Consider the following 16,493-nt stretch of genomic DNA (forward strand, 5'->3'; position numbering starts at 1 on the left):
TGGCTTGCGTAGCGCGTCGCCCCGCAAAACGCTAGGGCATCCCTTAGCTATTGGCGCGTGTGATATTGGCGCCCAGACTGCCCATAAGGTCTTCGAAGATCGGGAACGATGTTGCGATGGGCGACCCATCATCCACCGTCATCGGCTTTTCGGTCGCCATCCCCATCACCATGAACGCCATAGCAATGCGATGATCCAATTGACTGGCCACTCTTACGCCACCGGGGACATTCCCCTGTCCAAGGCCAGTGACTGTCCACCAGTCATCGCCCTCGTCGACGGTCACTCCAGCAGCCCGTAAGCCTTTCGCCATAGCGTCAATCCGGTCGCTCTCTTTCACGCGCAGCTCTTTGACGCCTTGCATGTCGGTCACGCCATCGGCAAAAGCTGCGACGACCGACAAAACGGGATACTCGTCGATCATGCTCGCGGCCCGGGCCGGAGGTACCGCTATGCCTTTAAGATTAGGCGAAAACTTAGCGCGTAAATCTGCAACGGGTTCTCCACCTTCTTCGCGCATATTCTCATAAACGAGGTCCGCACCCATTTCTTGCAATGTGGTGAACAGACCCGCCCGCGTGGGGTTCAAGCCGATATTCGGCACCAACACATCCGACCCCGGGGTGATGATAGCCGCACAGACAGGAAACGCCGCAGAGGACGGATCACGAGGAACTACAATCGTTTGCGGTTGCAACTCTGGTTGCCCTGTTAGAGTGATCCGACGCCCATCTTCATTCTCTTCGACGGAGAGTTCTGCACCGAAACCTTGCAACATCCGCTCGGTATGATCGCGTGTGGCTTCTTTCTCGATCACGACCGTCTGCCCTGGTGCATTCAGACCGGCTAAAAGCACGGCAGATTTCACCTGAGCTGAAGGCACCGGTACCTCATAGACGACCGGCACAGGATCAGCGGCGCCCACTAAGGTCATCGGCAACCGCCCGCCCTCGCGCCCAAACGCTTGCGATCCAAACAAGGCCAAAGGATCCGTCACACGCCCCATGGGACGCCCGTTCAGTGACGCATCGCCAGTATACGTCACCGTAATCGGCGTTGTTGCAGCTGCCCCCATGATCAAGCGCACGCCAGTGCCGGAGTTCCCACAATCGATCACATGATCGGGTTCCATAAAACCGCCAACCCCAACACCGTGCACCGACCACTCGCCGCTGCCATGATCTGTCACCGTCGCCCCAAACGACCGCATCGCTTTGGCGGTATCGAGCACATCTTCGCCCTCTAGCAGACCCGTGATCCGCGTCTCGCCAACGGCCATCGCGCCAAGGATCAGCGATCGATGCGAAATAGATTTATCACCAGGCACATGAGCGTCACCTTTCAACGGTCCCGCTTTGCGAGACGTCATCGGAATCGGGGTGCCATGACCAGACATTCTGCGACCTTTCAGTGATTTGTCCGTCCTCTAGCCCAAAGCCCGCGAAGGGTCCATCGCCTCGCGTCTTTTGAGCCAAAATACTTCCGCCGGAGGCAAAATTCTCAACCAAGAATTTTCTCCCCGCCTCAAACGCGGCGAAAGGTCAGATAGTGCGGCACTCGGCCTTCGCGCAGTGCCTTTTGCTCATACCGTGTCGATGTCCAATCGGACCACGGATCGCGCCAATCCGCAGCCTCTTCGGCAAGCCATTCGAACCCATGACGAGGAACTTGTTCTAACGTCTGCCGCACATAGTCCGGTATATCCGTCGCGACCCGCAACTCGGCCCCAGGCTTCATGACGCGGTGCAAGGGTTCCAGATGCTCTGGCGTCACAAACCTGCGTCTATGATGGCGTTTCTTCGGCCAAGGATCGGGATAATTCAAAAACACCTTCGAAAAACTCTCGTCCGGCACAACATCGAACAAATCACGGGCATCGCCAGGGTGGATCGTAATGTTATCGACACCGGCCTTGCGGATTTTGCCAAGGAGCATTGCGACGCCATTAATGTAAGGCTCGCATCCAATGATGCCGACATCAGGATACAAACCAGCCATGTGAACAAAGTGCTCACCACCACCAAATCCAATCTCAAGCCAAAGCTGTCGATCGCCAAAAAGCGACTGCAAATCGAGAGGCACGCGGTCGGGGTTGTCTTCCCAAGTGACAAGCCCCGGCGATAATGCGGCCAAATCCTCGTCAAGATAGGCCTGCTGCGCCGCACGCATACCTTTGCCTTTAAAACGACCGTAAAAATTGCGCCACGGTGCGCCTGATGGATGTTTGTCTTGCGTCATGGCGCGGCCCTAGCAAACCGCGCCGCCGTTGAAAAGTCGCTCAAACCGCCTTTTTCAAAGCATCGACAAGATCGGTCCGTTCCCAGCTGAACCCGCCGTCCGCTTCGGGATCGCGTCCGAAATGGCCGTAGGCAGCCGTGCGTTCATAGATCGGTTTGTTCAAGCCGAGGTGCTGGCGGATACCGCGCGGCGTCAGGTCCATCACGTCTGCGATGGCTTTTTCAATCGCGGCCGGATCAACTTCGCCCGTTCCGTAGGTGTCGGCGTAGATCGAAAGCGGCTTAGCCACGCCAATCGCGTAAGACAATTGGATCGTGCAACGGTCGGCCATGCCGGCCGCAACGACATTCTTGGCCAGATACCGAGACGCGTAAGCTGCCGAACGATCAACCTTGGTCGGGTCTTTGCCAGAGAATGCACCACCACCATGGGGTGCGGCACCACCATAAGTATCAACGATGATCTTGCGTCCCGTCAGGCCTGCATCGCCATCTGGGCCACCGATGACGAAAGTGCCAGTTGGATTGACCCACCATTCGGTCGCTTCGGTGATCAAACCGCTCGGTAGAACTTCGCGGATATAGGGTTCCACGATGGCACGAATATCATCGCTGGTTTGATCTTCGCTGGCATGTTGAGTTGAGAGAACGATAGACATCACTTCAACCGGCACGCCATTTTCATAGCGCAAGGAAACCTGGCTTTTCGCATCTGGCCGCAACGTCGGCTCCTGCCCTGATTTCCGCACCTCTGCCAAACGCCGCAGGATGGCGTGGGAATATTGGATCGGGGCTGGCATCAGCGCATCGGTTTCTGTCGTGGCGTAGCCAAACATTATCCCCTGATCGCCTGCACCCTCATCCTTGTCTTCACCGGCATCAACACCCTGAGCGATATGGGCCGACTGTTCATGCAGAAGGTTGGTGATCTCACAGGTTGCGTGGTGGAACTTGTCCTGTTCATACCCGATATCTTTGATGCACGCGCGCGCAATGTCTTCAACACGGCCCATGTAGCTTTTGAGTTTTTCGGGATCAGATAGGCCTACCTCACCCCCAACGACCACACGGTTGGTTGTAGCAAAGGTTTCGCAGGCGACCCGCGCTTCGGGTTCCTCGGAAAGAAAAGCGTCGAGTATAGCGTCAGAAATCCGGTCACAAACCTTGTCCGGATGGCCCTCTGAAACGGATTCAGAAGTGAAGATGTAGTTTTGGCGTGTCATGAAGTGCTCCGATAGAATTGAACCGCCACGTCAGGAAGCCGTTGTGGCAGCGAACGCACAAGGGTTAGAGGTCCGTCTGAGTGCGGTCAATGGGGTTTCGTCGCATCCGTAAAATTGACGTTAGCAGAAGCATTAATGCTGCACTCATTGCCAGAATGTCGCCGTGCCGCGCGTAGAGCGTTGCGGGGGCTGGCTGGGGAAGCTGGACATCAAGGACGCCTTGTTCGTCCAGCGCCAATGTCGAAATTAATCGGCCATAGGGGTCGATCATCGCGCTGATACCCGTATTTGCTGCGCGCACCATTGGGAGTCCTTGCTCGATGGAGCGTAAACGCGCTTGGGCGAGATGCTGCTGTGGCCCAGCGCCTTTGCCGAACCATGCGTCGTTTGTAATGAGGAGGAGGAAATCTGGGCGTTCACCTGTTGTCAGTTCTTCCGAAAAAATCCCTTCGTAACAGATGAGCGGGCGTGCGAGTCCGATATTCGGGATATCGATTTTGGTGTCGGTTTCGCCTGGGGTAAATCCGAACCCCTGCGAAGATGCAAAACCTCGCAATCCCATTCGTGCGGCAAGCTCTCCACCCGGGAAATATTCTCCGAAGGGAACGAGGTGTTGCTTGTCGTAGGTCGCTGTTACCTCGCCACCGGTTTCGATCATAATCAGGCTGTTATGATAGATGTCATCCCGCGCGCGTCGTTGAACGCCTGTGATCAGAGGCACATCGCCCACAAGATCGGAGATCGTATCTATTGAAGGCCCTGCGCGTTCGAGGATTTCAGCCAAAGCCGTTTCGGGCCACACAACGAGATCGGGATCGCCACTCGGCAGCGATGACAATTGCAAGAGACGCGCGAAGTTCTCCGGTTTTTTGCGAGGGTCCCATTTTTCTTGCTGGGGGATATTCGGTTGTACGATACGGATCAACGGTGCGTCGGCGGGTGTTTGAAGCGTCGGTGGCGACAGCACTAAGAATGCGATTGCGGCTCCTGCCGGTGCGATTGCCCAAAGCCATGCACCCGATACCAAGCGCAAAATGCTCAGCGCCAACAGCAGCGCGATCAGCGTTAAACCGTGCGGGCCCCAGAGTGCAGCAGTCAAAGCCAAAGGCGTCTCTATCCAGATGTGCCCGACAAGAGCCCAAGGAAAACCGGTAAGAATGAGAGAACGTGCGATCTCGACCAAGCTGAACGTCGCCACAAACCCGACGTCAAGCGGGCGGCAAAAGCGATACGCGACGTAGCCCGCCGCGCCCCAGAAAAGGGCCGCACCACCCGCCATCAGGACCAATGCGAACGGCGCTATCCAGCCATAGGTGGCAGCATCAACTAGGAAGGGTTCGACAATCCATCTAAGGCTAAAAGCGAAATAGCCCAAACCGCTCCACCATCCTGTGCCAAAGGCGGCTTGAATGGTAGAACTGGTTCTGAAGAGAGCGAGGATTGCGGCTAGCGCAAGGATGGTTACGAACCAAAGATCTGTCGGCGCTTGGCCAAGTCCAGCGGTGACACCGAGCAGTACCAGCGTCAAACGACGACCCCACTTACTTTCGAGGACGCCGTTCACTGCGTTTTACTTTTCTGCCAAAGCCGGCACGCGCACGCGGAGGCGTTTGATACGGCGCGGATCAGCTTCCAGAACCTCAAATTCTGGTCCCTTCGGATGCGTTACCATTTCGCCGCGCACCGGCACGTGGCCGAGGAGTTTGAACACCAAGCCGCCCAAAGTATCGACGTCCTCGTCATCGATTTCGGCGTCCGCTTTCAGATCCATACCGATTTCGACCTCAAACTCATCGAGGGACGTCTTCGCCTTGGCAAGATAGCAACCAGGTTCTTCTTGGATCCAGCTCTTTGCCTCTTCAATATCGTGTTCGTCTTCGATCTCACCGACCACTTGTTCGAGCAGGTCTTCGATTGTCAGCAAACCGTCAGTCCCGCCATATTCGTCAATGACCAAGGCCATGTGAATGCGGTCTGACTGCATCTTTTGCAGCAATATGCCCAGCGGCATGGACGGAGGGACGAACAACAAAGGCCGGACCAGTTTTTTAAGGTCAATTTTGGTGGTTTTGCCGTTGAAGCCGTGTTTCAGGGCAAAATCCTTGAGGTTCACAAACCCAAGCGGAGTATCCAACGTACCGTCAAACACCGGCAATCGCGTTAAACCACTTTCGCGAAAGACCTTCACAAGCTCTGCTTTGGGCGTGTCCACTGCAACCGCAACAATATCGGCCTTCGGGACCATCACCTCTTCCACGCTCATGCGGCGGAGGTTCAGCATGCCCAGCATCGGCGGCTGAGGCTTTTGATCTGGATTTGGTGTGGGAAGAGCAGACACAGGTTCGACGCCGTTGGCGCGACCTCCAAACAACCTAGCAATCAGCCCGGGTTGCTTGCTGCCTGATGAATTGTCCTGCGCGCGGTGCGCTGCGTTAGAGGACCCGTCGGTGGTGTCGCCCATCGTCTCCTATCCTAATTGCGCATCAGACAGATGCGTCATTGTGCATATGGGTCGGCTATCCCCATGGTTTCAAGTATCTGCGTTTCCAGACCTTCCATCAAGGTCGCGTCGCCATCGCGTTCATGATCGTAGCCCAAAAGATGCAGTGTTCCATGCACCAACAGGTGGGTCGCGTGAGATTTCAGCGGTTTATCGCTTTCCGCAGCCTCTTTGGCGCAAGTGTCATAGGCAATGGCCACATCACCAAGGAAGGTATCGCCCTGCATCATCTGGATCACGGGTTCGGGTTTTGCACCTTCCACTTCCGCCCCGCGCTCCTCTGACGGCCAGCTGAGGACGTTTGTGGGAACAGGTTTGTCGCGGAACTGGATATTGAGCTCAGCGATCTTTTCGTCGTCACAGGCCAGAAGCCCGATCTCAAACTGATCTGGATCATAGCCAAGGTGTCGCATGGTACTTTGATAGGCGGCTACGGCGATTTGTACGATATTGGCTTCGGCCCAGCGCCGATCTTCGATAATGCAATCAACTGACATTCACGCCTCGTCAGCCTCGTAGGCTTCGATGATCGCCGCGACCAGCGGGTGTCGGACCACATCTTTAGACGTGAAATAATTGAAACTGATCTTTGGAATACTCTTGAGCAACCGCTCTGCGTCCCAAAGGCCGGAGCTGACCCCGCGCGGCAGGTCGATCTGCGTGCGGTCGCCGGTGATGACCATGCGGCTGCCCTCACCCAGGCGCGTAAGGAACATTTTCATCTGCATCGAGGTCGCGTTTTGCGCCTCATCAAGAACGACGAAGGCGTTCGAAAGCGTCCGCCCACGCATGAAGGCCAAGGGCGCGATTTCGATCCGCTTTTCTTCGATCAATTTTGCAGCCTGTTTGCCGGGCAAGAAATCGTTCAGCGCGTCATAAAGCGGCTGCATGTAAGGATCGACTTTGTCTTTCATATCCCCAGGAAGATAGCCGAGTTTCTCCCCCGCCTCGACAGCGGGTCGGGACAGGATGATGCGGTCCACATGGCCGTTGATGAACATATTCACGCCAACCGCAACGGCGAGGTAGGTTTTGCCCGTTCCGGCTGGTCCAATGCCAAAGGCCAATTCATTGTCAAAGAGTGACTTCACATAGGCCTTCTGCGCTTCGGTCCGCGGTTCGATCAGCTTTTTGCGGGTCTTGATCTCGACCCGATTGGCGTTTGGGTCGCCTTTGAACAGTTCTTTCTGATCATCGGTATCAATCGGAGCTGGGTTGGTCCCCGGCCCCATGCGCAATTCGCGGTCGATGTCGCCGACTTCCAATGACTTGCCCGCCTCTAAGCGCTGATAGATCGCTTGCAACACACGGGCCGCAGTGGCTAGGCTGTCTTCCTCTCCCAACACGGCGAGCTGATTGCCCCGACGCAAGATCTGCACCGAGAGCGCGTTTTCAATTGTCGCGAGGTTGCGGTCATATTCGCCGCACAGGTCGATCAACAGGAAGTTATCCGGAAATTCCAGCAGCAATTCTGCGGGGTGTTCAGCGGGTGGGGTCAGGGCGCTGGTGGCCAATCAAGTCTCCTGATTCATGTTGTATCCCCATGGTTGCAAGCAATTGCTGCACGTGCAAGCCGATGTCGCAAAATGTCACGAGATTGATACGAAAATTTAGGTGGGTGCGGATTGTTGAGGCGTTCGCAGATAAAGCTATTTCAAAACATCTAGCAAACGGGACAAATGATCTGGATCCTCAACAACCACAAGACCTTCTTCCTGTATTCGCGACTCCATTCTGTTTGCAGCTATTCTAATTGCTTCTAGCGCAAATGTATTAGTCACTTCCGTCATTTGGCGCATCATGTCCGGCGTACGCGAAACGTAGGCTTGACCAGCGTCGGACCTGAAAAAGGTCGCAATTTCAGACAGTTCATTCTCAGAAAAGTTATTTGAGTAATAGTCGACAACTACATCTTGTGTTAGTTCGCCAATCACATTGGTCAATTCTTCCAACAACAAATCGTAGAACTCGTCCGTTGCCGGAGGACTAATGTTCCGCTCTGAATAAGCCCTACTGAGCGAAGCAACTACCGAAGGCCTTAAACTAAGAAAAGTCTCCTCGAGTATCTCAGGGGTAATTGATGCGCTCGCGATGACTTTGGCGTCATCTTTTGGGTCAGCAATGGCATTCGAAACGAAACACATAGTCATAATCGAGTACCAAAGGATAATTTTTCGCATAAATTGCAGCTCCGTTGGCTTTGTTGAAATGGAATGCCTTAGACAACTCTGGTCAATGGGATTGGTCTACAAACAAACCCCAGCCAGCGAATTCGGGCTAGACTCAACCACCTTCGCCTCAACCACCTGCCCCAACGCCTCTTTCGGCGCTTCGGCATAGACCGCGTGCAGGTATTCGGACTTCCCGATCAACTGCCCTGCCTCGCGGCCTTCTTTCTCAAACAGAACTTTCACCCTGCCGCCCACCATCGCGTCTTGGTTCGCGATCTGCTGAGATTTCAACAACGCCTGCAACCGCTGCAAGCGATCGGCGGCCACGTCATCAGGCAGTTGTGGCTTTTCTGCTGCGGGTGTGCCCGGACGTGTGGAGTATTTGAAGGAATAAGCCTGACCGTAATTCACCTCTCGGATCAGGGACATCGTGTCCTCAAAATCCTCATCCGTTTCGCCGGGGAAGCCGACGATGAAATCACCAGAGAGTAGCAAATCCGGACGAGCGGCGCGGATGCGCTCTATCAGTTTGATATAGCTTTCCGCCGTGTGTTTGCGGTTCATCGCCTTCAGGATGCGGTCAGAGCCAGATTGCACGGGAAGGTGCAAGTACGGCATCAGCTTGTCGCAGGAGCCATGCGCGTCGATCAGCGCGTCATCCATGTCGTTGGGGTGGCTGGTCGTGAACCGAATGCGTTCTAACCCGTCGATTTTGTCCAATTCCCAGATTAGGCCAGCGAGGCCGCCTTCATGTCCATGATAGGCGTTCACGTTTTGACCAAGAAGCGTGATTTCTTTCACACCGCTTTCGACCAATTCGTGCGCTTCGGAAATGACGCGCGCCGAGGGGCGGCTGACCTCTGCCCCGCGCGTATAAGGCACCACGCAAAACGCACAGAACTTGTCGCACCCCTCTTGCACCGTCAGAAACGCTGTCGGCGCGCGGCTGGCGCGTTTGCGCTTTTTCAGCATGTCAAATTTGTCATCTTCGGGGAAATCGGTGTCGAGCGCTTTGGCGCCCCTCCGCACCGTATCGTCCATCGCCGGCAAACGGTGGTAGCTCTGCGGACCAACCACCAGATCGACCATCGGCTGACGCCTAATGATCTCTTCCCCTTCGGCCTGTGCGACACAGCCCGCAACGCCAATTTTCAGATCGGGATTGGCGGCTTTGAGGCCTTTGAACCGACCCAGTTCCGAATAAACCTTCTCGGCCGCTTTTTCGCGGATGTGGCAGGTGTTGAGCAGGATCATATCCGCATCATCCGGCGTGTCGGTCTGCACATAGCCCTTACCGCCCAGCGCCTCTGCCATGCGTTCACTGTCATAGACGTTCATTTGACAGCCATAGGTCTTGATAAAGAGCTTTTTGTCCGCAGACATGAGGGCACCATTGGATGAAGTTAGGAGTCTGGCTGCTTCTATAGAGAGGTCACGCCGCTTGCAATGGAAACCGAATTAACCGATTTTGCGCGTAACTAAGATAAACAACAGGCACATGAGCTTTCCTGATCTCTCCTCCTTTCTTGGCCAGAACGCCAAGCTGAAAGGTCCGATCGCGCTTATCTTCATGGAAGATGCGGTCGAGGTCGCCTCCACCCTGCGGCACCATTTGGCCAGTGGGTTTAAGGCAGTGGTGGCACTGGGAAGCCCTAACATAGAAATTGATGGCGCAGTCGAAGAGCAAATCCATCGGATCGACTATGATATGACGGTTGAGGATGCTCTGCTCGACGCGGTGAATGCCTTCATCAAAGCCTACCCCACCGCTTGGATTTTTTACTGCTACAACAGCGAATACCTGTTTTTTCCCTTTTGCGAGACGCGCAGCGTGGGCGAGATGGCGGCATTCGCGATGGAGGAACGCAGGCCGCACCTGCTGACCTATGTGATTGACCTTTATGCCGGTGATCTTTGGTCGCATCCGAACGCTGTCTCCATTGAAGACGCGCATCTGGATAGATCTGGATATTACGCTTTGGCGCGGAAAGACGCGGCTGGTGAGTTTAAAGAACGACAGCTCGATTTCTTCGGTGGGCTACGGTGGCGGTTCGAGGAACATATTCCGACGGCGCGGCGGCGGATTGACCGGATCGCCCTTTTCCAAGCCAAACCCAATCTGACTTTGCTTGGCGATCACACTCTGAATGATCCTGAAATGAATACCTATGCCTGCCCATGGCATCACAGTCTCACCGCGGCGATCGCCTCCTTTCGGACGGCCAAAGCGCTCAAGCGGAACCCGGGGAGTTCCTATGCAATCGAGACGTTCAAATGGCGCAACAGTGCCAAGTTCAATTGGCATTCGCAGCAGCTGATGGATTTAGGCCTGATGGAACCCGGGCAGTGGTTTTAGGTTCGGCGCAACCTGATAACCACGTCAACAGATGCGATCTCTGCCCCTGACGGAGCGTCTGGCACTTTGGAAAACTCAAGTTCTTCCGCTGGCGCATCGGTCAACGTCGCGGTGTCTTCCCAGTAGAAGTGCGGGTGATCTGACATGTTGGTGTCAAAGTAGCTCTTTGACCCATCGACTGTAATTTCACGCATCAAACCGGCATCACAAAACGCGCGTAGCGTGTTGTAGACCGTGGCGAGCGAGACTTTTTCGTCGCGTTTGGTTGCAGCTTCGAACAGGCTTTCGGCCGTGACGTGACGGTTTTGGCCATCGCCCACGAGCAGTTTCGCCAGCGTCATTCGCTGCCGTGTCGGGCGCAAATCAGCGCCGGCAAGCCATTCAGTGGACCGAACTGTTTCTACGTCTGACATCGTCAAAACCCTCTTATCCTCTTACACATATGGGAAAAACTGCGCTGGGATCAATCAGATTCGAACATGGTGTCGCACTTGCCCTTATGAATGACGCGATGGTAAACGGACTTAGACAACAAACAACTAAAGCAAGCGAGCGGAAATAGATGGCGCAATATCCTACGAGTTTTGACAAAGAGGGCCTGTTGAAGTGCGCCCGCGGCGAATTGTTTGGCGAAGGAAACGCGCAATTGCCGGCGCCTCCGATGTTGATGATGGACCGCATTACCGAGATTTCAGAGGATGGCGGCGCGCATGGCAAAGGCCATGTTTTGGCAGAGTTCGACATCACGCCTGATCTTTGGTTCTTTGACTGCCATTTCCCCGGCAACCCGATCATGCCAGGCTGTTTGGGTCTGGACGGCCTTTGGCAGCTGACAGGCTTCAACCTTGGCTGGCGCGGCTGGCAAGGGCGTGGTTATGCGCTTGGTGTTGGTGAAGTGAAACTGACCGGGATGGTTCGGCCAGATCGCAAGATGCTGACTTACAAGATCGATTTCACCAAGGCGATCCAAACACGCCGCCTGACCATGGGTGTCGCTGACGGTATCGTCGAAGCTGATGGCGAAGTGATCTATCAGGTCAAGGACATGAAGGTCGCGCTGAGCGAAAGCTAAAGCGTTTCAAGGAATTAGGGGCATTCCAAAATGACAAACAAACGCATCGTTCTATCGAGCGATCATGCGGCCATTGATCTGCGCCAAGCGATCGCGGCGCACGTGGCCGCCAAAGGGTGGGAAGCCGTCGACATCGGGCCGACCACAACCGAAAGCACACACTATCCACTGCACGGCAAAGCCGCGGCGGAGAAGGTGGCGTCGGGTGAATGTAGGTTTGGCATCATTGTATGTGGCACCGGGCAAGGGATCATGATGGCAGCGAATAAGGTGGACGGCATTCGCTGCGGCGTCTGTAGTGATGCGTTTTCGGCCAAGATGATCCGTGCACATAACGACGCGAATATGATGGCGCTGGGTGCACGGGTTCTGGGCGAAGGATTGGCATTGGATTTGGTGGATGCATTTTTGGAGACCGAGTTCGAAGGCGGCCGCCACGCCACGCGCGTTGGGATGATTGAAGGTTAGAGCGGTTTTCGAACGATATAGCCGCAACTAAACCCACGCGCCCATGAATTGGCTGTGAACTGCTGAACCAAAACCCGATCTGCACCCGCTGACCGAAACCAATCAAGTGCTCTGTCTTGTGACGCGCGATGTGTCCGCCATTTGAGGTGTATGTAGGCACCCATAAGCGACTGCTTGGTTATGCAGGCCAAGAGAACGCCGTTAGGTTTTAAGACCCTGAGCGCCTCTTCAATGGCGTGTTTTGGGTCGACTGTATGTTCGAAAACATGGGCTGCCATAACGACATCAAAGCTGTTATCCGCATACGGCAAAGCATCGGCGTCGCTTTTTGTAAGATCAGCGTCAATCCCGATCCCACGCAATCTATTTCGAGCGACGTTCAACATCTCTCCTGACAGATCAACTCCGAAGTATTTGGCTGGCTGAGCGACCTGACCTGCGAAGGCCGCTGTCATCGCCCCAGACCCAATACCGATGTCCAAAACCGCGAATTCATTGTCCGGATCTTTCGCTAACAATGACTCTATGCCAGTTCTTACGAGCTGATCATAAGCCCGCTCGAAACCTAATTTTGATATGGTCTTTTGCCAGATCGACGCTGCGAGATCATAATCTTGCTCCAATTCCTGCGTCGTCATTGCATTTCTGGAAACCGAAAACTGCCAGCTGCCAAAGGTGCGACGCCAAACTGGTATTGTATTACGTTCCATTGACCGATCCAACTCATTCGGTACGCCAAAAACCTCAGGCATATGACTGATCAGCACGAGAGGTGTCGGCGGCTTTCCAGAGCCATGCGACCGAAAAGATGACGATCAAAGTCACAACAGTGACCACCGCAAAAAAGTAATCGTCCATGTCGCGAGGTGGGGCAAGCAACGACGTAGGCAGCATGACCACCGAAGCAAAGAGATTGTAGCGTCTCGCAATTTTATGCGCTGCCAGCACGGAAATTGGTACAGAAAGCAGCATAATTTCTACGCCGAACGCGCCTAGGAAAATCGCGATATCAGTAACCGGATTACCATAGAAATAAAAAGCATCCGGGTATTCAGATCGAGCTTTTTCCAACTAACGAAATGTCAGACCTAACTCGAAGAGATGCTGACATCGCCATACGTCATGTACGACCACAACAGCCCGACCTTATTGCAAAACGGTTGGACGATTTGGATATCGGTTTTTTTGCGTCCCGCGACTACCTCAGTTCGCTTGGCCGCATGAAGGCCCCCGAAGATTTTGGCGTAGCGCAATTTATTGGCTATGGATCAGCAGAGCGCCTAGTCCCGCAACTGAAAGCTATGGGCATACCTGCAACAAAAGACAATTTCGTTGCGGTCAGCGACAACGGCCCGGTTATGTTCGAGTTGATCCGACAAGGCGGCGGTATCGGCCCTCTATCCGTTAAGCTTGCCAAACGAAATCCCGAACTGGTCCGCATTCTTCCCGATGTCGCGATCGCAAAATTAGAAACCTGGCTCGTGACGCATCGCGAACTTCATACCAGCCGGCGGATTAGGTACACCTTTGATCATTTGGCCGCAGAACTTTTCCGCAACGGATAAAACTCTGGTCTCTCAAACAATGACCTAAGGTCAAGCGCCCCACCCTTGCCCCCTTGCCCACACTCCCCTACTAAGATCAAAAGCCGTTTTGGGGAGCATTCATGCGCAGAGTAGTGGTCACAGGGTTGGGGATCGTCTCGCCTATTGGAAATAATGCCGATGAGGTTCTAGCCTCTTTGAAGACGGGCAAATCTGGCATCGAAGCCAGTCCAGAAATGGCCGAGCATGGGTTCCGCAGTCAGATTGCGGGGACTTTGAAACTTGATGTTTCCGAACATGTGGACAAGCGGACGCTGCGGTTCATGGGGCCGGGTGCGGCGTATTCCTACATTGCGATGCAGCAGGCGATTGAGGACGCAGGGCTTGAAGAAGATCAGGTCGTCAATCCGATGACTGGCGTGATTGCAGGGTCTGGTGGGCCGTCTACGTCGGCCATGTTGGCCGCGCATCAGGTGGTGCTGAACTCCGGCGCGACAAAGCGGATTGGGCCGTTTGCGGTGCCAAAGACCATGTCTTCGACGGTCAGCGCGAACCTTGCCACAGCGTTCAAAATCAAGGGCATGAACATGTCGATCACCTCGGCCTGTTCGACGTCTTTGCACTGCATCGGTATGGCCGCTCAACAGATAGCGTTGGGCGAACAGGATACGATGTTCGCTGGCGGCGGTGAGGAGCTGGATTGGACCTTGTCTTGTCTGTTTGATGCGATGGGTGCGATGTCGTCGAAGTATAACGATACGCCAGAACGGGCATCCCGGGCGTTTGACGCGGATCGCGACGGGTTCGTGATTGCCGGTGGCGGCGCGATGGTTGTGCTGGAAAGCCTTGAAAGCGCTCAGGCGCGGGGTGCCAAGATTTATGCGGAAGTCACAGGCTTCTCCGCCACCTCAGACGGGGCGGACATGGTGGCCCCCTCCGGCGAAGGCGGCGAACGCGCGATGCGTGGGGCTTTGAAGTCGCTGCCAGAAGGGCGGAAGGTGTCCTACATCAACGCGCATGGCACATCGACGCCTGTGGGCGACGTGGGTGAAATTGAAGCCGTGCGCCGCGTCTTTGGTGAAGGCTCGACACCGCCGGTGTCTTCGACCAAGTCGATGACGGGTCATAGCCAAGGGGCGACCGGTGCGTCGGAGGCTGTCTATTGTTTGTTGATGCTGGAGCATGACTTTATCGCGCCTTCGATCAACGTGGAAACGCTCGATCCTGCCTTGAAGCCGGAAGAGATCGCGACTGAGGTTGTGGAGAACGCTGGTTTGGACACAATCATGACGAATTCTTTCGGGTTTGGCGGGACGAACGGGTCGATGTTGTTGAGTAAGTTTGAGGGCTAAGCCGATGACACTTTCCATGCAGGGCAAACGCGGTTTGGTGATGGGCGTGGCCAACAATCGGTCTATCGCATGGGGCATTGCAAAGGCGATGGCAGATGCAGGCGCGGAGCTGGCCTTTACCTATCAAGGTGCGGCGTTCGGCGAGCGGTTGAAGCCTTTGGCGGAAAGCGTCGGGTCCGACATCATGGTCGACGTTGATGTGACCGACGATGCCAGCATGGATTTGGCGTTCAATACGTTGAAAGAAAAATGGGGCAGCTTGGATTTTGTCGTCCATGCTATTGCCTATTCCGACAAGGACGAGTTGACCGGTCGGTTCAGCGATACATCGCGCGAGAACTTCAAGAACTCGCTCTCGATCTCTTGCTATTCCTTTATCGACGTGGCCAAACGCGCGTCTGAAATCATGCCCAATGGGGGCACATTGCTGACGCTGACCTATCAAGGCTCAAACCGCGTGACGCCGTTCTACAACGTCATGGGTGTGGCGAAGGCCGCGCTGGAAAGTGCGACGCGATATTTGGCGAATGATCTGGGTCCGCAAGGCATTCGGGTAAATGCGATTAGCCCCGGGCCTATGAAAACGCTCGCCGGTGCCGCAATCGGCGGCGCGCGGAAGACTTATAAGCATACCGGACAGAACGCACCTTTGGGGGACAATGCGACCTTGGAGGCCGTGGGCGGGACCGCGGTTTATCTGGCGTCCGATGCGGGGGCTTGCACCACTGGCGAGATCATCCGCGTGGACGGTGGTTTCCACGTACTGGGGATGCCGCAGCCGGATCACCTTTAAGGCCACAGGGTTTACGGGTTCTTAGGAAAACTCTATATACTGACCTTGGTATCTTCTTTTTCTGTGGACTCACCAAAAAGAACGCCCCACAAAGTTGCAGCTTTGCGGGGCAACCTCTTTCTAGGCTAGAGGCCTAGGAAAAGGCGGATGATTGCGATCACAAGTATTGCCACGGCAATCGCGAGCATCCAATTTTGGTGTCTTTTATTGTTCAGTTTCATCACCTCCTGTCACGGCCAAGGGTGGCCGCAAACAGGACGGCTTCATAAAATTCGAAATAAATGCCTAACGGTCTAGGCCGCGTCGATGCTGACCAATTCCAGATCAAAAATCAGGTCTTTGCCAGCAAGTGCGTGGTTTGCGTCCAGCGTGACTTCATCATCTGTCAGCTCGGAAACAGTGACCATAATCGGCTGACCGTTTGGCGCTTGCATTTGCAGTTGCAAACCTAGTTCAAGCGGGATGCTGTCTGGGATTTCAGCGCGTGGCACCTTTTGCGTCGCTTGGTCGTGGCGCGGGCCGTAAGCTTGATCACAAGGGATTTCGACGCGTTTCTTTTCGCCCACCGTCATGCCGGTTACGCCATCATCAAAGCCGGCAATCACCATGCCAGAGCCAAGTATAAATTCGAGCGGATCACGCCCTTCGGAACTGTCAAAGACGGACCCATCGGTTAGCGTTCCTGTGTAGTGGATACGCACCGTATCGCCTGATTTTGCTGTCGTCATTTGGGTCTGCCTTTCGTGTTTCAATCGCGCGACCCTATGCGGGTTGCGA

General features: G+C 54.9%; 19 protein-coding genes and 1 riboswitch. Of the genes, 6 read left to right on the forward strand and 13 right to left on the reverse strand.

The features are described 5' to 3' along the window. Positions 1 to 43: 43 nt before the first annotated feature. The 9 genes from aroA to miaB all read right to left on the reverse strand — a co-directional run bounded on the left by aroA (position 44) and on the right by miaB (position 9,514). Positions 44 to 1,396, reverse strand: coding sequence for a 3-phosphoshikimate 1-carboxyvinyltransferase (gene aroA / locus BUA85_RS08380; RefSeq protein WP_072900511.1), 1,353 nt, complete (start codon positions 1,394 to 1,396; stop codon positions 44 to 46). A gap of 128 nt (positions 1,397 to 1,524) precedes the next feature. Further along, positions 1,525 to 2,238 (reverse strand): tRNA (guanosine(46)-N7)-methyltransferase TrmB, encoded by a 714-nt coding sequence (gene trmB / locus BUA85_RS08385; RefSeq protein ID WP_072900512.1) that lies wholly within the window; start codon positions 2,236 to 2,238, stop codon positions 1,525 to 1,527. 40 nt (positions 2,239 to 2,278) lie between these two features. After that, entirely contained in the window at positions 2,279 to 3,460 is a 1,182-nt protein-coding gene (gene metK / locus BUA85_RS08390) for a methionine adenosyltransferase (RefSeq protein ID WP_072900513.1), read from the reverse strand. Between the two features lie 4 nt (positions 3,461 to 3,464). Beyond that, positions 3,465 to 3,513, reverse strand: a riboswitch (SAM-SAH riboswitch). A gap of 11 nt (positions 3,514 to 3,524) precedes the next feature. After that, a complete protein-coding gene (gene lnt / locus BUA85_RS08395) occupies positions 3,525 to 5,024 on the reverse strand; it encodes an apolipoprotein N-acyltransferase (protein ID WP_072900514.1) in 1,500 nt (499 codons plus the stop codon). A 6-nt stretch (positions 5,025 to 5,030) separates the two neighbouring features. After that, positions 5,031 to 5,921 carry a transporter associated domain-containing protein gene (locus BUA85_RS08400; protein ID WP_072900515.1) on the reverse strand — a complete coding sequence of 297 codons (891 nt, stop codon included), beginning with the start codon at positions 5,919 to 5,921 and terminating at the stop codon, positions 5,031 to 5,033. A 35-nt stretch (positions 5,922 to 5,956) separates the two neighbouring features. After that, entirely contained in the window at positions 5,957 to 6,457 is a 501-nt protein-coding gene (gene ybeY / locus BUA85_RS08405) for an rRNA maturation RNase YbeY (RefSeq protein WP_072900516.1), read from the reverse strand. Then, the gene (locus BUA85_RS08410) at positions 6,458 to 7,474 is read right to left on the reverse strand and encodes a PhoH family protein (protein WP_072900517.1); all 1,017 of its coding nucleotides are present in this window, start codon (positions 7,472 to 7,474) and stop codon (positions 6,458 to 6,460) included. Positions 7,475 to 7,609: 135 nt separating this feature from the next. After that, positions 7,610 to 8,140 carry a DUF2059 domain-containing protein gene (locus BUA85_RS08415; protein WP_072900518.1) on the reverse strand — a complete coding sequence of 177 codons (531 nt, stop codon included), beginning with the start codon at positions 8,138 to 8,140 and terminating at the stop codon, positions 7,610 to 7,612. A gap of 66 nt (positions 8,141 to 8,206) precedes the next feature. Further along, positions 8,207 to 9,514 carry a tRNA (N6-isopentenyl adenosine(37)-C2)-methylthiotransferase MiaB gene (miaB, locus tag BUA85_RS08420; protein WP_072900519.1) on the reverse strand — a complete coding sequence of 436 codons (1,308 nt, stop codon included), beginning with the start codon at positions 9,512 to 9,514 and terminating at the stop codon, positions 8,207 to 8,209. Between the two features lie 115 nt (positions 9,515 to 9,629). Between miaB and BUA85_RS08425 the strand changes: the two genes are divergently transcribed. Next, positions 9,630 to 10,487: a glycosyltransferase family protein gene (locus tag BUA85_RS08425; RefSeq protein WP_072900520.1), complete on the forward strand. Its 858-nt coding sequence runs from the start codon at positions 9,630 to 9,632 to the stop codon at positions 10,485 to 10,487. On the opposite strand, the gene irr is transcribed toward BUA85_RS08425, so the two are convergent. Continuing rightward, the gene (gene irr, locus BUA85_RS08430) at positions 10,484 to 10,900 is read right to left on the reverse strand and encodes a Fur family transcriptional regulator Irr (protein WP_072900521.1); all 417 of its coding nucleotides are present in this window, start codon (positions 10,898 to 10,900) and stop codon (positions 10,484 to 10,486) included. The genes BUA85_RS08425 and irr overlap by 4 nt on opposite strands. 149 nt (positions 10,901 to 11,049) lie before the next feature. Here irr and fabA point away from each other — a divergent pair, with 149 nt between their 5' ends. Continuing rightward, positions 11,050 to 11,559, forward strand: a complete 510-nt coding sequence (fabA, locus tag BUA85_RS08435) for a bifunctional 3-hydroxydecanoyl-ACP dehydratase/trans-2-decenoyl-ACP isomerase (RefSeq protein ID WP_072900522.1) — start codon at positions 11,050 to 11,052, stop codon at positions 11,557 to 11,559. Between the two features lie 30 nt (positions 11,560 to 11,589). Then, on the forward strand, positions 11,590 to 12,027 hold the full coding sequence (gene rpiB, locus BUA85_RS08440; protein WP_072900523.1) for a ribose 5-phosphate isomerase B: 438 nt from the start codon (positions 11,590 to 11,592) through the stop codon (positions 12,025 to 12,027). Here rpiB and BUA85_RS08445 read toward each other — a convergent pair. Together BUA85_RS08445 and BUA85_RS08450 are read right to left on the reverse strand one after the other, a co-directional pair. After that, positions 12,024 to 12,737: a class I SAM-dependent methyltransferase gene (locus BUA85_RS08445; protein ID WP_165611599.1), complete on the reverse strand. Its 714-nt coding sequence runs from the start codon at positions 12,735 to 12,737 to the stop codon at positions 12,024 to 12,026. The genes rpiB and BUA85_RS08445 overlap by 4 nt on opposite strands. Positions 12,738 to 12,771: 34 nt before the next feature. After that, positions 12,772 to 13,098, reverse strand: a complete 327-nt coding sequence (locus BUA85_RS08450) for a hypothetical protein (RefSeq protein WP_072900525.1) — start codon at positions 13,096 to 13,098, stop codon at positions 12,772 to 12,774. 8 nt (positions 13,099 to 13,106) lie between these two features. Here BUA85_RS08450 and BUA85_RS08455 point away from each other — a divergent pair, with 8 nt between their 5' ends. From BUA85_RS08455 to BUA85_RS08465, 3 genes are all read left to right on the forward strand, one after another. Then, positions 13,107 to 13,592, forward strand: a complete 486-nt coding sequence (locus BUA85_RS08455) for a LysR substrate-binding domain-containing protein (protein ID WP_072900526.1) — start codon at positions 13,107 to 13,109, stop codon at positions 13,590 to 13,592. Positions 13,593 to 13,693: 101 nt separating this feature from the next. Beyond that, positions 13,694 to 14,923 carry a beta-ketoacyl synthase N-terminal-like domain-containing protein gene (locus BUA85_RS08460; RefSeq protein WP_072900527.1) on the forward strand — a complete coding sequence of 410 codons (1,230 nt, stop codon included), beginning with the start codon at positions 13,694 to 13,696 and terminating at the stop codon, positions 14,921 to 14,923. A gap of 4 nt (positions 14,924 to 14,927) precedes the next feature. Continuing rightward, the gene (locus BUA85_RS08465) at positions 14,928 to 15,716 is read left to right on the forward strand and encodes an enoyl-ACP reductase FabI (protein ID WP_072900528.1); all 789 of its coding nucleotides are present in this window, start codon (positions 14,928 to 14,930) and stop codon (positions 15,714 to 15,716) included. A 293-nt stretch (positions 15,717 to 16,009) separates the two neighbouring features. Here BUA85_RS08465 and BUA85_RS08470 read toward each other — a convergent pair whose 3' ends face one another. Continuing rightward, positions 16,010 to 16,444: an FKBP-type peptidyl-prolyl cis-trans isomerase gene (locus BUA85_RS08470; protein ID WP_072900529.1), complete on the reverse strand. Its 435-nt coding sequence runs from the start codon at positions 16,442 to 16,444 to the stop codon at positions 16,010 to 16,012. Between the last annotated feature and the right edge of the window lie 49 nt (positions 16,445 to 16,493).

This window comes from Cognatiyoonia sediminum (genome assembly GCF_900129845.1).
Classification (GTDB): domain Bacteria; phylum Pseudomonadota; class Alphaproteobacteria; order Rhodobacterales; family Rhodobacteraceae; genus Cognatiyoonia; species Cognatiyoonia sediminum.

Bases quoted from the DNA above. Each gene is read 5' to 3' on its own strand.
- rpiB (WP_072900523.1), top strand. From the start codon at position 11,590: ATGACAAACAAACGCATCGTTCTATCGAGCGATCATGCGGCCATTGAT.
- BUA85_RS08460 (WP_072900527.1), top strand. From the start codon at position 13,694: ATGCGCAGAGTAGTGGTCACAGGGTTGGGGATCGTCTCGCCTATTGGA.
- trmB (WP_072900512.1), bottom strand. From the start codon at position 2,238: ATGACGCAAGACAAACATCCATCAGGCGCACCGTGGCGCAATTTTTAC.
- BUA85_RS08455 (WP_072900526.1), top strand. From the start codon at position 13,107: ATGTCAGACCTAACTCGAAGAGATGCTGACATCGCCATACGTCATGTA.
- BUA85_RS08425 (WP_072900520.1), top strand. From the start codon at position 9,630: ATGAGCTTTCCTGATCTCTCCTCCTTTCTTGGCCAGAACGCCAAGCTG.
- BUA85_RS08415 (WP_072900518.1), bottom strand. From the start codon at position 8,140: ATGCGAAAAATTATCCTTTGGTACTCGATTATGACTATGTGTTTCGTT.
- BUA85_RS08470 (WP_072900529.1), bottom strand. From the start codon at position 16,444: ATGACGACAGCAAAATCAGGCGATACGGTGCGTATCCACTACACAGGA.
- miaB (WP_072900519.1), bottom strand. From the start codon at position 9,514: ATGTCTGCGGACAAAAAGCTCTTTATCAAGACCTATGGCTGTCAAATG.
- aroA (WP_072900511.1), bottom strand. From the start codon at position 1,396: ATGTCTGGTCATGGCACCCCGATTCCGATGACGTCTCGCAAAGCGGGA.
- BUA85_RS08465 (WP_072900528.1), top strand. From the start codon at position 14,928: ATGACACTTTCCATGCAGGGCAAACGCGGTTTGGTGATGGGCGTGGCC.
- irr (WP_072900521.1), bottom strand. From the start codon at position 10,900: ATGTCAGACGTAGAAACAGTTCGGTCCACTGAATGGCTTGCCGGCGCT.
- BUA85_RS08445 (WP_165611599.1), bottom strand. From the start codon at position 12,737: ATGGAACGTAATACAATACCAGTTTGGCGTCGCACCTTTGGCAGCTGG.
- ybeY (WP_072900516.1), bottom strand. From the start codon at position 6,457: ATGTCAGTTGATTGCATTATCGAAGATCGGCGCTGGGCCGAAGCCAAT.
- metK (WP_072900513.1), bottom strand. From the start codon at position 3,460: ATGACACGCCAAAACTACATCTTCACTTCTGAATCCGTTTCAGAGGGC.
- fabA (WP_072900522.1), top strand. From the start codon at position 11,050: ATGGCGCAATATCCTACGAGTTTTGACAAAGAGGGCCTGTTGAAGTGC.
- BUA85_RS08400 (WP_072900515.1), bottom strand. From the start codon at position 5,921: ATGGGCGACACCACCGACGGGTCCTCTAACGCAGCGCACCGCGCGCAG.